This is a genomic window from Ferrovibrio sp. (genome assembly GCF_046297895.1).
GTDB lineage: Bacteria > Pseudomonadota > Alphaproteobacteria > Ferrovibrionales > Ferrovibrionaceae > Ferrovibrio.
In genome coordinates this window covers 171,556-184,625 of record NZ_JBKBHC010000010.1, presented here as the reverse complement: position 1 = coordinate 184,625, position 13,070 = coordinate 171,556, and the positions used below count along the sequence as shown (strand labels likewise).

14 protein-coding genes are annotated in these 13,070 nt (G+C 67.6%); 9 read left to right on the top strand and 5 right to left on the bottom strand.

All coding sequences use genetic code 11. From position 1 onward, the window contains the following. From ACK4FK_RS17630 to ACK4FK_RS17620, 3 genes are all read left to right on the top strand, one after another. A partial coding sequence (locus ACK4FK_RS17630; protein WP_409746601.1) for a hypothetical protein occupies positions 1-346 on the top strand: 346 nt, incomplete at its 5' end. After that, positions 330-1,055, top strand: coding sequence for a response regulator transcription factor (locus ACK4FK_RS17625; protein WP_409746599.1), 726 nt, complete (start codon positions 330-332; stop codon positions 1,053-1,055). The genes ACK4FK_RS17630 and ACK4FK_RS17625, both read left to right, overlap by 17 nt. Next, a complete protein-coding gene (locus ACK4FK_RS17620) occupies positions 1,048-2,544 on the top strand; it encodes a sensor histidine kinase (protein WP_409746597.1) in 1,497 nt (498 codons plus the stop codon). The genes ACK4FK_RS17625 and ACK4FK_RS17620 overlap by 8 nt, the downstream gene beginning before the upstream one ends. A gap of 5 nt (positions 2,545-2,549) precedes the next feature. On the opposite strand, the gene ACK4FK_RS17615 is transcribed toward ACK4FK_RS17620, so the two are convergent. Beyond that, the gene (locus ACK4FK_RS17615) at positions 2,550-3,122 is read right to left on the bottom strand and encodes an HdeD family acid-resistance protein (protein ID WP_409746595.1); all 573 of its coding nucleotides are present in this window, start codon (positions 3,120-3,122) and stop codon (positions 2,550-2,552) included. Between the two features lie 85 nt (positions 3,123-3,207). Between ACK4FK_RS17615 and ACK4FK_RS17610 the strand changes: the two genes are divergently transcribed. Next, the gene (locus ACK4FK_RS17610) at positions 3,208-4,221 is read left to right on the top strand and encodes an adenosine deaminase (protein ID WP_409746593.1); all 1,014 of its coding nucleotides are present in this window, start codon (positions 3,208-3,210) and stop codon (positions 4,219-4,221) included. Here ACK4FK_RS17610 and gcvA read toward each other — a convergent pair. Further along, on the bottom strand, positions 4,214-5,122 hold the full coding sequence (gene gcvA, locus ACK4FK_RS17605) for a transcriptional regulator GcvA (RefSeq protein ID WP_409746591.1): 909 nt from the start codon (positions 5,120-5,122) through the stop codon (positions 4,214-4,216). The genes ACK4FK_RS17610 and gcvA overlap by 8 nt on opposite strands. A gap of 137 nt (positions 5,123-5,259) precedes the next feature. On the opposite strand from gcvA, the gene ACK4FK_RS17600 reads away from it, so the two are divergent. The 3 genes from ACK4FK_RS17600 (at position 5,260) to ACK4FK_RS17590 (ending at position 8,355) form a co-directional block, all read left to right on the top strand. Continuing rightward, a complete protein-coding gene (locus ACK4FK_RS17600; RefSeq protein WP_409746589.1) occupies positions 5,260-6,453 on the top strand; it encodes an acyl-CoA dehydrogenase in 1,194 nt (397 codons plus the stop codon). A gap of 37 nt (positions 6,454-6,490) precedes the next feature. Further along, positions 6,491-7,711: a CaiB/BaiF CoA transferase family protein gene (locus ACK4FK_RS17595; protein ID WP_409746587.1), complete on the top strand. Its 1,221-nt coding sequence runs from the start codon at positions 6,491-6,493 to the stop codon at positions 7,709-7,711. 134 nt (positions 7,712-7,845) lie between these two features. Continuing rightward, positions 7,846-8,355 (top strand): antibiotic biosynthesis monooxygenase family protein, encoded by a 510-nt coding sequence (locus ACK4FK_RS17590; protein ID WP_409746585.1) that lies wholly within the window; start codon positions 7,846-7,848, stop codon positions 8,353-8,355. A 30-nt stretch (positions 8,356-8,385) separates the two neighbouring features. Here the strand turns inward: ACK4FK_RS17590 and ACK4FK_RS17585 are convergent, their stop codons facing one another. Together ACK4FK_RS17585 and ACK4FK_RS17580 are read right to left on the bottom strand one after the other, a co-directional pair. Then, the gene (locus ACK4FK_RS17585; protein WP_409746583.1) at positions 8,386-9,063 is read right to left on the bottom strand and encodes a response regulator transcription factor; all 678 of its coding nucleotides are present in this window, start codon (positions 9,061-9,063) and stop codon (positions 8,386-8,388) included. A 117-nt stretch (positions 9,064-9,180) separates the two neighbouring features. Beyond that, on the bottom strand, positions 9,181-10,095 hold the full coding sequence (locus ACK4FK_RS17580; protein ID WP_409746581.1) for a DMT family transporter: 915 nt from the start codon (positions 10,093-10,095) through the stop codon (positions 9,181-9,183). Positions 10,096-10,207: 112 nt separating this feature from the next. Between ACK4FK_RS17580 and ACK4FK_RS17575 the strand changes: the two genes are divergently transcribed. Both ACK4FK_RS17575 and ACK4FK_RS17570 read left to right on the top strand, forming a co-directional pair. Next, complete coding sequence (locus ACK4FK_RS17575; RefSeq protein WP_409746579.1) at positions 10,208-10,378, top strand: DUF2256 domain-containing protein; 171 nt, start codon at positions 10,208-10,210, stop codon at positions 10,376-10,378. A 1-nt stretch (position 10,379) separates the two neighbouring features. Next, on the top strand, positions 10,380-11,906 hold the full coding sequence (locus ACK4FK_RS17570; RefSeq protein ID WP_409746577.1) for a cryptochrome/photolyase family protein: 1,527 nt from the start codon (positions 10,380-10,382) through the stop codon (positions 11,904-11,906). Here ACK4FK_RS17570 and dinB read toward each other — a convergent pair whose 3' ends face one another. Beyond that, complete coding sequence (dinB, locus tag ACK4FK_RS17565) at positions 11,907-13,028, bottom strand: DNA polymerase IV (RefSeq protein WP_409746575.1); 1,122 nt, start codon at positions 13,026-13,028, stop codon at positions 11,907-11,909. It abuts the gene before it with no gap. Positions 13,029-13,070: the final 42 nt, after the last annotated feature.

Genomic DNA, 13,070 nt, shown 5'->3' with positions numbered 1-13,070 from the left:
GCCGGCAAAGGCGGCGCCGCTGCCGGCGCGCAAGCCGGCGCCAGGCCAGCCGGCCGCGCGCCGCGAAAGCGCGCGGTCCGAGCCCGGGCAGGTGCCGGAGGTGATCGGCCGCAACCGCGGGGAATTGCAGCGCCAGTTCGGCAGCCCGGTGCAGGAGCGCGAGGCGCCGCCGGCCCGCGTGTTGGAATTCGGACGCGCGGATTGCCGGCTGGCCGTCTACCTGTATTTCGACACGGCGCGGAACGATTTCTACGCCCTGCAATACGAAGTGAACGATGCGGCGCCGGCCGGTCCGGCGGCCGAACAATGCCTTGCCAGGATCGCCCGCGATGCCGAACGGCGCTGAGACCCTGCTGATCGCCGTCGTCGACGACGATGCGCTGTTCCGCGATACCGTTTCCGCCAACCTGCAGGAAGCCGGCTATCGCGCCGTCGTCTTCGATGGCGGCAATGCCGCGCTGGACTGGTTCGCCCAGGGCAACCGTGCCGCCGCCATGCTGCTGGACTGGCAGATGCCCGGACTGGACGGCCCGGCCACGCTGGAACGCCTGCGCGGCGCCGGCCATGCCATGCCGGTGATCTTCCTCACCGGCCTGAACCAGCCGATCTTCGAGGAGAAGGGGCTCAAGCTCGGCGCCATCGACTTCGTCGACAAGGCCAAGAGCTTCGCCATCATCCTCCAGCGCCTGCGCATCGCGCTTGCCGCCAAGGCGCCGACCGGAGGCAATGCGGCGATGCCGGCCGATGGCGGCGGCCTGGTGCTGGATGTGGCCAGCGCCCGCGTGGCCTGGAACGGCACGCAGGTCGATCTCACCCATGGCGAGTTCAAGGTGGTGCAGCTACTGGCGCAGCGCATCGGCCGCGATGTCGGCTATCGCGAGATCTACGACGTGGTGCGCGGCGTGGGTTTCGAGGCCGGCCAGGGACCGGATGGCTATCGCGCCAATGTGCGCGCCATGGTCAAGCGCATCCGGCAGAAGTTCCGCGACATCGATCCGGAATTCGACGCCATCGAAACCTATCCTGGCTTTGGCTACCGCTGGCGCCATGGCTGAAGCCGAAAGCCGCCTGCACCGCATCTGGCGCTCGCTCGCCTTCCGCGCCGGGATCGTGCTGGTGCTGTTCATCGCGCTGCCCGCCATCCTCTACGTCACTTTTCGCCAGGCCGATCTCGACCGCCAGCGCCTGCTGCTGGAAAGCATCCGGGTGAAGGGCCTCACCGTCGGCCGCGTGCTGGAGGAGCGGCTGCAGCGCGCCGACCAGATTCCGCTGTTCCGTCTGGGTGAGGAGCTGGCGCGCTTCCAGACCGATGGCGTCAGTTTGCGCCTGCTGTTCCGGCCCCATGGCGGGCCGGCCGATGCCGGCTTCCTGTATGTGGCTTCCGCCCCGGCAGTGATGCCGGCCGATCTGGAATTCGAGAAACAGCGCCTGGCCGAGGCCGGCGTGCTGGCGCAGCTCGAGGCCACCTGCGCCGGCGACCTGCCGCTGGCCCTGCGCGTGGAACGCGCCGACGGCGCCGCCGAGCTGATCACCTCGATCACGCCGGTGCGCACCGCGCGCGGCTGCTGGGCGCTGGTGATCTCCAGCGATCTCGCCTCGGCAGCCGAGCAGCGCCTGGGCAAGCCCTACTGGCAGGCGCCCGAGGTGCAGCTCGCCGCCCTGCTCTATCTGGCCTTCGCCGCCATCGTGCTGCTGATCGCCTTCGATCTGGCGCGCGGGCTGCGCCGCTTCGCCGCCACCGCGCGCGCCGTGGCCGAACGCCGCATCGAGGGGCGCTTCGTGCAGCGCAACCGCATCCCCGAACTGGCCGGCGTGGCCGATGCCTTCGACCGCATGGAAGACAGCCTGCGTGCCACCGCCGGCGAACTGCGCGTGGCGGCGGAGGAAAGCGCCCATGCCTTCAAGACCCCGCTCGGCACGATCCGTCAGGCGCTGGTGCCGCTACGTGGCCGCCTGCCGGCCGAGGACGAGCGCGGCCGCCAGGCGCTGGCGGCGATCGACGGCGCGCTCGATCGCCTCGATGGTCTGGTGCGGGCGGCGCGCAATCTCGACGATGCCGTGGCCGACCGTCTCGATCCGCCGCGCGAGCGGGTGGAACTGAACGCGCTGATCGAGGATGTGGTCGATGCCCATGCCGCCGACGCCACTGCGCGCAATGTCACGCTGCAGGCGGTGATGGGTGGCGAGGCTTCCGCACCGATGGGCGGCCGCCTGATCGCGGCCGCGCTGGATCAGGTGATCGAGAATGCGCTCAGCTACGCGCCGGCGGGCAGCGTGGTGACGGTGACCCTGCATCGCGGCTCGCGCCAGGCGCTGATCGCCGTGGCCGATGGCGGTCCGGGTGTCGATCCCGCGCTGCTGCCGCATATCTTCCAGCGCCATGCCTCGTTCCGCGACCAGGGCCGGCAGGACGCAAGCCTGCCCAATTTCGGCCTTGGCCTGTGGGTGGCCAGGCGCAACGTGGAGGCGGTCGGCGGCAGCATCCAGGCGGCCAACCGCCCGGGCGGCGGCTTCATCGTCACGCTCAGCCTGCCGCTCGGATAGAGACTTCAGAGAACCAGGTTGTCCTGCTGGTGGCGGCGCCAGGCGAAAGCCAGCAGGCCCGCGCCAAGCAGCAGCGCGCCGATGCCGATCACCCAGGTGGCGGCGACGACCACGGCATTGGGAAACAGCAGCAGAAGCAGGCCGATGGCGATCAGTAGGATGCCGCCCCGGCTGACCGGCCAGCCGGGACCGACCTGGCGGCGCATGCGCAGGCTGCTGGCGATGGCCATGATGCCGAACAGGATGATCCAGGCCGCCACCAGATAGATCATCAGCGTGACGGCGGCCTCGGGCCACAGCACGCAGAGCAGGCCGAGCAGCAGGCCGCTGATGCCGGTGAGGATCTGGAAGCCGCGGGCCGGATCGGCGCCGTCGCGGCGCAGGGCCAGCATCAGCGTGATGGTGCCGTCCACCAGCGCATAGGCGCCGAAGATGATCACCAGCACGGCCAGGCTGATGCCCGGCCAGAAGATGGCGACCAGGCCGAACAGCAGCGCGGCGATGCCGCGCAGCACGATCAGCCACCACAGGCGGCGCGGCATCGGGGCCAGACTGCCCGGCGGCATGCGTTCGACCATCGCTTTCCTCGTTTCTGGTTGCGGCCGCATTATAGCCGCGGGGTCCGTGATTGTCGCCTGGGCGCCGCCGCGCTAGGCTTGGTCCATGACCGATCTCTCCGCCTTCATCGCCGGCCTGCCCAAGGCCGAACTGCATGTCCATATCGAGGGCACGTTCGAGCCGGAGCTGATGTATGCCCTGGCCCAGCGCAACGGCCTGCCTTTCCGCTACGCCTCGGTGGAGGATCTGCGCGCCGCCTACCGCTTCGGCAATCTGCAGGATTTCCTCGACCTGTATTACCAGGGCATGGGGGTGCTGCAGACCGAACGGGATTTCTACGATCTCGCCATGGCCTATCTGCGGCGCGCGGCGAAACAGAATGTGCGCCATGCGGAAATCTTCTTCGATCCGCAGGGCCATACCGAACGCGGCGTGGCGTTCAGGACCGTGATCGACGGTCTGACGCAGGCGCTAGATGACGCGCGGCGCGATCTGGGTTTGAGCGCCAGCCTGATCCTGTGTTTCCTGCGCCACATCGACGAGGACAGCGCCCTGAAAACGCTGGAACAGGCGCTGCCCTGGCGCGAGCGCTTCATCGGCGTCGGTCTCGACTCGTCGGAAAAGGGCCATCCGCCGTCGAAATTCCAGCGCGCCTTCGCAAAAGCGCGGGCGCTCGGCCTACATGCCGTGGCCCATGCCGGCGAGGAGGGCCCGCCCGAGTATGTGTGGGAAGCGCTCGACCTGCTGAAGGTCGAACGCATCGATCACGGCAACCGCGCGCTGGAGGATGCGGCGCTGACGCAGAGGCTGGCGCAGCTGAAAATGCCGCTCACCGTCTGCCCGCTCTCCAATCTCAGGCTCTGCGTCGTGCGCGACATGAAGGATCACCCGCTGCGCCGCATGCTGCAGGCAGGCCTTGTGGCGACGCTGAATTCCGACGACCCGGCCTATTTCGGCGGCTATGTGACCGAGAATTACGTCGCCGTGCAGCAGGCGCTGGACCTGAGCCGCGACGAGATCGTGACGCTGGCCGGCAACGGCTTCCGCGCCGCCTTCCTCGACCAGGCCGCCAGGCAGCGTCACCTGGCGGCGGTGCGGGATTATTGCGCGGCTAACTGACTCTCGCCTTCGCCGCCGTCGCCACCAGCCAGTCGCGGAAGGCGCGCAGGGCCGGATCGTTGCGGCGCGCCTCCGGGTAGAACAGGCAATAGGCCTGTTTGCTGTGCAGCAGTTCCGGAAACGGCGCCACCAGGCTGCCGTCGGCCAGTTCCTGCTCCACCAGGAAACGCGGCACGATGGCCGCGCCCAGACCCACCGCGGCGGCCTGCACCACCATGGCGAACTGGCCGTAACGCGGCCCCAGCGGCACCGGCGGGCAGGCCACGCCCACCAGCGCGAACCAGTCGGCCCAGGCCGAGGGCCGCGTCGATTGCTGGATCAGCGGAATCCGGAACAGGTCGTCGGGCTTCTTGATGCGCTGGCCTGCCAGCAGCTTTTTCGACAGCACCGGCACCAGGTCTTCCTCGATCAGCTTGTCGACCACGGCGCCGGGCCAGACCGGATCGCCGAACGAGATCGCGGCATCCAGCGGCTCGGCGGTGAAATCGAAGCTTTCGATGCGGGTCGGCAGGTTGATGGTGATCTGCGGATGCTGGGCGGTGAAATCGGGCAGGCGCGGGATCAGCCAGCGCGTGCCGAAGGTGGGCAGGGTGGCGATGTTCAGCGTGGCGTTGCCGCCGCGCGCGGCCATGGTGTTCACCGTGGCGGCGCCGATGCGGCCCAGCGCCTCCTGCAATTCGCGGGCATAGGCGGCGCCGGCCGGGGTCAGCACCACGCGCTGGCGGATGCGCTCGAACAGCGTGAGGCCGAGGATGTCCTCCAGAAGCTGCACGCGCCGGCTGATCGCCGCCTGGCTCACATTCAGCTCCTTGGCGGCGGCGGTGAAGCTTTCATGCCGGGCGGCGGCCTCGAAGGCCATCAGGGCGGAAAGCGGCGGCAGGAAGCGGCGCGACAGGGCCAAGTTGATAACCTCCGATTATCAAGTAATAGCGAGAATTCGTTTGCCTGCCAATCGCCGGTCTGACAGCTTGCCGGGCCGGAGCGAGGGGCTATGTCCCCCTGCAAGAGAACCAGAACCACCCGCCCGAGGATATCGCCATGAACGCGCAAGCCCCTGCCGCCAAAGCCGTTTTCAAGTGGGAAGATCCCTTCAACCTGGAAGCCGAGCTGACCGAGGACGAGCGCCTGATCCGCGACACCGCCCGCGAATACTGCCAGGGCAAGCTGCTGCCGCGCGTGAAGGAAGCCTTCCGCGAGGAAAAGACCGACCCGGCGATCTTCCGCGAGATGGGCGAACTGGGCCTGCTGGGCTCGATGATCGAGGGTTATGGCTGCGCCGGTGCTTCCTATGTCGCCTATGGCCTGGTGGCGCGCGAGGTCGAGGCCGTCGATTCCGGCTACCGCTCGATGATGAGCGTGCAGTCCAGCCTGGTGATGTATCCGATCTATGCCTATGGCACCGAGGCGCAGCGCGAGAAATATCTGCCCAAGCTGGCCTCGGGCGAATGGATCGGCTGCTTCGGCCTGACCGAGCCCGACCACGGCTCCGATCCGGGCGGCATGAAGACCCGCGCCAAGAAGGTGCCCGGCGGCTATGAACTGACCGGCGCCAAGATGTGGATTTCCAACTCGCCGCTGGCGCAGGTCTTCGTTGTCTGGGCCAAGACCGAAGATGGAGTGATCCGGGGCTTTATTCTCGAAAAGGGCATGAAGGGCCTCTCGGCGCCCAAGATCAACGGCAAACTCAGCCTGCGCGCCTCGATCACCGGCGAGATCGTCATGGACAATGTGTTCGTGCCGGACGAGAACCTGCTGCCCAACGTGCAGGGACTGAAGGGCCCCTTCGGCTGCCTGAACAGCGCGCGCTACGGCATCGCCTGGGGCGCCATGGGCGCGGCCGAGGCCTGCTGGCACCAGGCGCGCCAGTATGTGCTGGACCGCAAGCAGTTCAACCGCCCGCTGGCGGCCAACCAGATCATCCAGCTCAAGCTGGCCAACATGCAGACCGAGATCGCACTTGGCCTGAATGCCGCGCTGCGCGTCGGCCGCCTGCGCGATGCCGGCAAGGAAACCCCGGAAATGATCTCGCTGATCAAGCGCAACAACTGCGGCAAGGCGCTGGAGATCGCCCGCATGGCGCGCGACATGCACGGCGGCAACGGCATCCACGAGGACTACCATGTGATGCGCCACCTGGTGAACCTGGAGACGGTGAACACCTACGAGGGCACGCATGACGTCCATGCGCTGATCCTCGGCCGCGCCCAGACCGGCATCCAGGCCTTCTACTAATAAATCTGTCGTCAGACTCGGAAACGGAGGCGCCGGGATGCGCGCGCTGGACGATATCCTTGTGCTCGACTTAAGCCGCGTGCTGGCCGGGCCCTGGTGCACCCAGAACCTGGCCGATCTCGGCGCCACCGTGATCAAGGTGGAAAAGCCGGGCGAGGGCGATGATACGCGCAAATGGGGTCCGATCTATCTGAAGGATCCCGAAACCGGCGCCCGTGCCGACTCCGCCTATTACCTGGCGGCCAATCGCGGCAAGCGTTCGATCACCGTGGACATGGCGACAAAGGAAGGCCAGCAGATCCTGCGCGACCTCGCCGCCAAGGCCGATGTGGTGGTGGAGAATTACAAGCTGGGCGGCCTGAAGAAATACGGCCTGGATTACGACAGTCTTTCCAAGATCAATCCGCGGCTGGTCTACTGCTCGATCACCGGTTTCGGCCAGACCGGTCCGTATGCGCCGCGGGCCGGCTACGATTTCATCATCCAGGGCATGGGCGGATTGATGAGTGTGACCGGCGAACGCGACGGGCTGCCGGGCGGCGGCCCGCAGAAGGCCGGCGTGGCGCTGGCCGATGTGATGACCGGGCTTTACTCGACCATCGCCATCCTCGGCGCGCTGAACCAGCGGCACCGCTCCGGCCGCGGCCAGTATATCGACATGGCGCTGCTGGATGTGCAGGTCGCGGCGCTCGCCAACCAGGCGACCTACTATCTGATCGGCAATGAAGTGCCGCAGCGAATGGGCAACGGCCATGCCGCCATCGTGCCCTACCAGAGCTTCCCGACTGCAGACGGCCACGTCATCATCGCTGTCGGCAATGACGGGCAGTTCGCCAAGCTGGCTGACGAACTGGGGCATCCGGAATGGAAGACCGATCCGCGTTTCGCCACCAATATCGAGCGCCTGCATCATCGCGCCGAAGTGGTCGCCGCCATCGAAGCGGAAACGAAAAAGCGCACCATCGACGACCTGATCGCGGCGCTGGAAAAGCGCCAGGTCCCCTGCGGTCCGATCAACACGGTCGATCGCGTGTTTGCCGATCCGCATGTGCAGGCGCGCGGGTTGCAGAAAACCGTGCCGCATAAGCAGCAGGGTACGCTGCCGAGCGTGGCCAGTCCGCTGCGCCTGTCGGATTCCCCTGTCGCCTACGATCGCGGCCCGCCCCTGCTGGGCGAGCATACCGACGAGGTGCTGCGCGATCTGCTCGGGCTTGATGCCGCGCGGCTGGAAGCCCTGCGCAGGGCCAAGATCATCTGATCCCGCCAAGGTCATCTGATCCCGGCGGCCATGGCCGAAATTCCGCCGAAACTGTGACGGCCGCCAGATTGCGGCGCCATTGCCGTCCGACCGGCCGGGGATAGCTCCTGCCCTCCACAGGGCAGGAGCGGAACATGGCTGAACTTCGATCGCGGGGCGGAAATCGCCGTAACCGGCAGGCAATGGTGCGGTGGCTGCGTTGCCTCGCGCCTGTCGGGCTGCTCGCGCTGGGCGGCTGCGCCATCGGCATGCCGTACCGGACCGTCTCCGCGCCGCCCGACCCCGGCGCGCCGGTGGTCGTGGCGCTCACCTGGGCCACGGTGGATCCGCAGCGCCGCGCATCCTTCGACCGCTACACCGCCCGCCTGCTCGACATCCTGCCGCAGCAGCCCGGACTGCTGGGCTATTCGGTGCGGCGGGAAGTGTTCGGCAACGAGGCCTGGACCATGACGGTCTGGAGCAGCGACGAGGCCCGCCGGGCCTTCGTCCATTCGCCGCTGCACCAGGAGGCCATATTGGAAAGCTATGCGGCGGTGACGCGAACGCGCTTCGTGCGGTATGTGGCCAGTCCGGCCGAATTGCCGCCGCGCTGGGACGATTCCCTGCGCCGGCTGCAGGCGTCCGGTTCGGGTTACGGCCCCTGACGGGCCGCCTTCATTCTGGCGGTCAGGCGTTCAGAGTTTGAGGCGATAGCCCAGGTTTTCCTCGGTCACCAGCCGCTTCGGCTGGTCGGGCGAATCCTCCAGCTTCTGGCGCAGGCGCCATACCAGCACGCGCAGGGTGGCGCGCGACTGGTCGTCGCTGCGCTGCCAGAGTTCGCGGGTGATGTCGTCGAACAGAACGATCTGCCCGGCATAGTCGAACAGCAGGCCGATCAGCCGGTATTCCATCGCGGTCAGGCGGATGGCGTTGCCCTTGTGCCAGATCTGCGCGCGGCTGCGGTCGATGCGGAAATCCCCCAGCTCGTCGCGGCTGTTGCCCGGATTGGCGCGGCGCAGCACGGCGCGCACGCGGGCGATCAGTTCGGCGACATCGAAGGGTTTGGTGACGTAGTCGTCGGCGCCATTGGCCAGCGCGGCAATCTTGGCCTCGCGCTCCTCCTCGCCGGATACGACGATGATCGGCACGCGCGAGCGGCTGCGTACGGCGGCCAGAACATCCTCGCCGCGCATTTCCGGCAGCCCGAGATCGAGCAGGATGAGCTGCACCGGCTGGCCGTCCAGCGCATTCAGTGCGGCATCGCCGTTGGCGGCCTCGCCGACGCGGTAGCCGGCGGCCTCCAGCATGCCGCGCATGGCCTGCCGCATCGAGGCCGAGACTTCGACGATCAGGATGTATTCGCCGGTCTGCATAACGTCGCTTCCCCGTTATTCGTGACGGGGTGATACGCCAGCGCGCGGCGCCTGTAATGTTGATCTGCTGCAACGTTACCGGATTTTTATCTGTATGCCGCCGGATTGTCCTATGGATTACAGCTTTGTAATCCGTCCGGCCGCCTGTCCGCCCGGCGCGTTCACCAGCCAGATGCCCAGCGCCACCAGGGCCAGTGCGCCCAGCAGGCTGGGCGGCAGCGGCTCGTTCAGATAAAGCGCGCCGCCGGCCACGCCGAAAACCGGCGTGAGGAAGGAAAAGGCCGACAGCCGCGACACCGGATAGCGCGTCATCAGCCAGAACCAGGCCAGGTAGCTGACGGCGGCTACCGCCACGGTCTGGAAGGCCAGCGAGCCGATCACGAAGCCGGTGACCGGAATGGCCAGGCTTTCGCCGCTGAAGACCGCGCCCAGCAGCAGCAGCGGACCGGAAACGCCGAGCTGGTAGAGCAGCGTCTTGTAGGGGCTGATCGCGCGCAGCACCGAGCCCTTGATCAGCACGGTGGTGGCCGCCCACAGGATCGCGGCCGCCACCATCAGCGCGTCGCCGATCAGCTCGCCGGGCTGCGGCGCCTGCAGCCGGCCTGCGAAGGTGAGCAGTACGCCGAGGAATGCGAGGTCCAGGCCGATCAACTGCAGCCGCCGGATGCGTTCGCCCGGGATCAGCAGATGCGAGCCCAGCGCCACCCAGAAGGGCGCGGTGTAGAGCAGGATGGCGGCATGCGACGCGCTGGTGAGCGTCAGGCCGTAGAACAGCAGGCCGAATTCGGTGCCGAACAGCAGCCCGGCGCCCAGGCCAGGCCACAGGCTGCCGTCGCGCTGCCACAGCGGGATGCGGCGCCAGGCCATCCACAGCCAGACCAGCAACGCCGCCCCGGCCGAGCGCAGCCCGGCCTGCAGCAGCGGCGAGACGAAATCGGCGGTGATCTTGATCACCACCTGCTGGATGCCCCAGCAGAGGCAGAGAATGGTCATCAGACCGATGGCGAGGCCATCGAGGCGGGAATATTGCATGCTTGTCTGTGGCGGCGGGACGGAATCGTTGCGGAACTATAGGCCCGGCCATGCCGCCGGCACAATCGCGGCGCCACCTGATCCGTCCCCGCGATCCCTGCGTATCACCCGCATGTCCGATGCCGGCCCGCGCCACCGCAAGCCCAACCTGCCGCAGAAAACCTGCCTGACCTGCGGCCGGCCCTTTGCCTGGCGCAAGAAATGGCGCCGCGACTGGGACAATGTGAAGACCTGCTCGGACCGCTGCAGGACGGCCTGGCGCCGGCTGGCGCGGCGGGACTGACATGGCCGTGCTGCGGATCATCCTGGGCGACCAGCTCAGTCGCCACATCGCCACCCTGGACGGCCTGGATGCCGGCCGCGATGTGGTGCTGATGATGGAGGTGGCCGAGGAAACCGCCTATGTGGCGCACCACAAGCAGAAGATCGCGCTGGTCCTTTCCGCCATGCGGCATTTCGCCGGCGAGCTGCGCGCCGAGGGCATCGCCGTCGATTACGTGGCGCTGGACGATCCCGCCAATACCGGCAGCTTCACCGGCGAGCTGCGCCGTGCGCTGCAGCGCCACCGCGTCGAGCGCGTCGTGGTTACCGAGCCGGGCGAATGGCGCGTGCTGGTTGCCATGCGCGGCTGGGCCGGCCTGCTCGGCTGCCCGGTCGAGATTCGCGATGACACGCGCTTTTTCGCCGGCCGCGCGCGTTTCGTGCGCTGGGCGGCGGGACGCAGATCCTTCCGCATGGAATATTTCTACCGCGAGATGCGGCGCGAATCCGGCCTGCTGATGCAGGGCGATGCGCCCATTGGCGGCCAGTGGAATTTCGATGCCGAGAATCGCCGCCGCCTGCCGCGCGATCATGTCGTGCCGCCGCGCCGCCGGTTTGCGCCCGATGCGATCACGGCCGGGGTGCTGGCACTGGTGGAGCGGCGCTTCGCCGGCAATTTCGGATCGCTGGCGGATTTCAACTGGCCGGTGACACGCGATCAGGCCCTGCAGGCGCTGGAGGATTTCATCGCACAGGCCCTGCCGCTGTTCGGCGACTACCAGGATGCCATGCGCGGGGGCGAGCCCTTCGTGCATCATTCGCTGCTCGCGCCGAGTCTGAATATCGGCCTGCTGTCGCCGCGCGAGGTCTGCGCCCGCGCCGAGGCCGCCTTTCATGCCGGCCAGGCGCCGCTGAACGCCGTCGAAGGCTTCATCCGCCAGATCCTGGGCTGGCGCGAATATGTGCGCGGCCTCTACTGGCTGAAGATGCCCGATTATGCCGCGCTGAACGCGCTGGAGGCGCAGCGCCCGCTGCCGGCCTTCTACTGGAGCGGCGACACGCCGATGGCCTGCCTGCGTCACGCCATCGACCACACGCGCCGCCATGCCTATTCCCACCATATCCAGCGCCTGATGCTGACCGGCAATTTCGCCCTGCTGGCCGGCATCCGGCCGCAGGCGGTCTGCGACTGGTATCTGGCCGTCTATGCCGATGCCTTCGAATGGGTGGAACTGCCCAACACCTTGGGCATGGCGCTGTTTGCCGATGGCGGCCTGCTGGCCTCCAAGCCCTATGCCGCCTCGGGCGCCTATATCGACCGCATGTCGGATTTCTGCGGCGGCTGCGCCTATGACGTGAAACTCAAGAGCGGCCCGCGCGCCTGCCCGTTCAACCGGCTGTACTGGGCCTTCCTGATCCGCAACCAGCGGCATCTGTCCGCCAACCCGCGGCTCGCCATGCCCTATCGCCAGGTCGCGGCGATGGATGCCGCGCGCCAGGCGGCGATCCTGCGCGAGGCGGAGGATTTTCTCGATGGCCTTGAGACGTGACTAGAGCGTGAGGGTGAGCTGTCGCGCGCTTCCCTCATCGCGTTCGGAGTCGCCGTGTCTTTCGCTCGGACCCTCCAGCGAGGATAACGTCACGCCCAGCAGGCGGATGCCTTTCGGCGTGGGAAATACGCCAGCCAGCAGGTCGTTGGCGATGCCCAGCAGATCGGCCGCGTCGGCGATCGGAATATGCTGCGTGCGGCTGCGGGTGATCTGCTGGAAATCGGCGTACTTCACCTTCAGCGTCACGGTGCGGCCGCGGATATTGTGCTTCTCGCAATAGCGCCAGACCTTCTCGCCCACTTTTGCCACTTCCGCCTGCGCCTCCTGCAGGGAAAACAGATCGGCCGCGAAAGTGTCTTCCGCGCCCACCGATTTGCGGATGCGGTCGGGCTGCACCGGGCGATCGTCCACGCCGCGCGCGATCCAGTAATAGAATCGCCCGGCCTTGCCGAAATGCTGCTGCAGGAAGGGCAGGGGGCGCTCGCGCAGGTCGGCGCCGGTCTCGATCCCCAAGCGGTTCATCTTCGCCGCCGTGGCCGGGCCGATGCCGTGGAAACGCCCCACCGGCAGGCTCTCGACGAAGCCCGGGCCCATCCTCGGCGTGATCACGAACAGGCCGTCGGGCTTGTTCTGGTCGGAGGCCAGCTTGGCCAGGAACTTGTTGTAGGACACGCCGGCCGAGGCGGTGAGCTGCGTCTCGGCGCGGATGCGGGCGCGGATCTCCTCGGCGATCTGCGTGGCAGACGGAATGCCCTTCAGGTTCTGCGTCACGTCCAGATAGGCCTCGTCCAGCGACAGCGGCTCGATCAGCGGCGTGTAGTCGGCGAAGATGGCGCGGATCTGCATGGAGATGGCGCGATAGGCATCGAAGCGCGGCTTCACGAAGACCAGCTCGGGGCATTTGCGTCTGGCCGTCACCGACGGCATCGCCGAGCGCACGCCGAACTTGCGCGCCTCGTAGCTGGCCGCCGCCACCACGCCGCGCTCGCGCGAGCCGCCCACGGCCACCGGCCGGCCGCGCAGCTCCGGGTTGTCGCGCTGCTCGACCGAAGCATAGAAGGCATCCATGTCGACATGGATGATCTTGCGGATCGGCGCCGCTGGGTCGGGAGAATCGCTCATGGCGCCAGAATCCCGCGAGACGCGGCGGGACGCCAGTGCCGG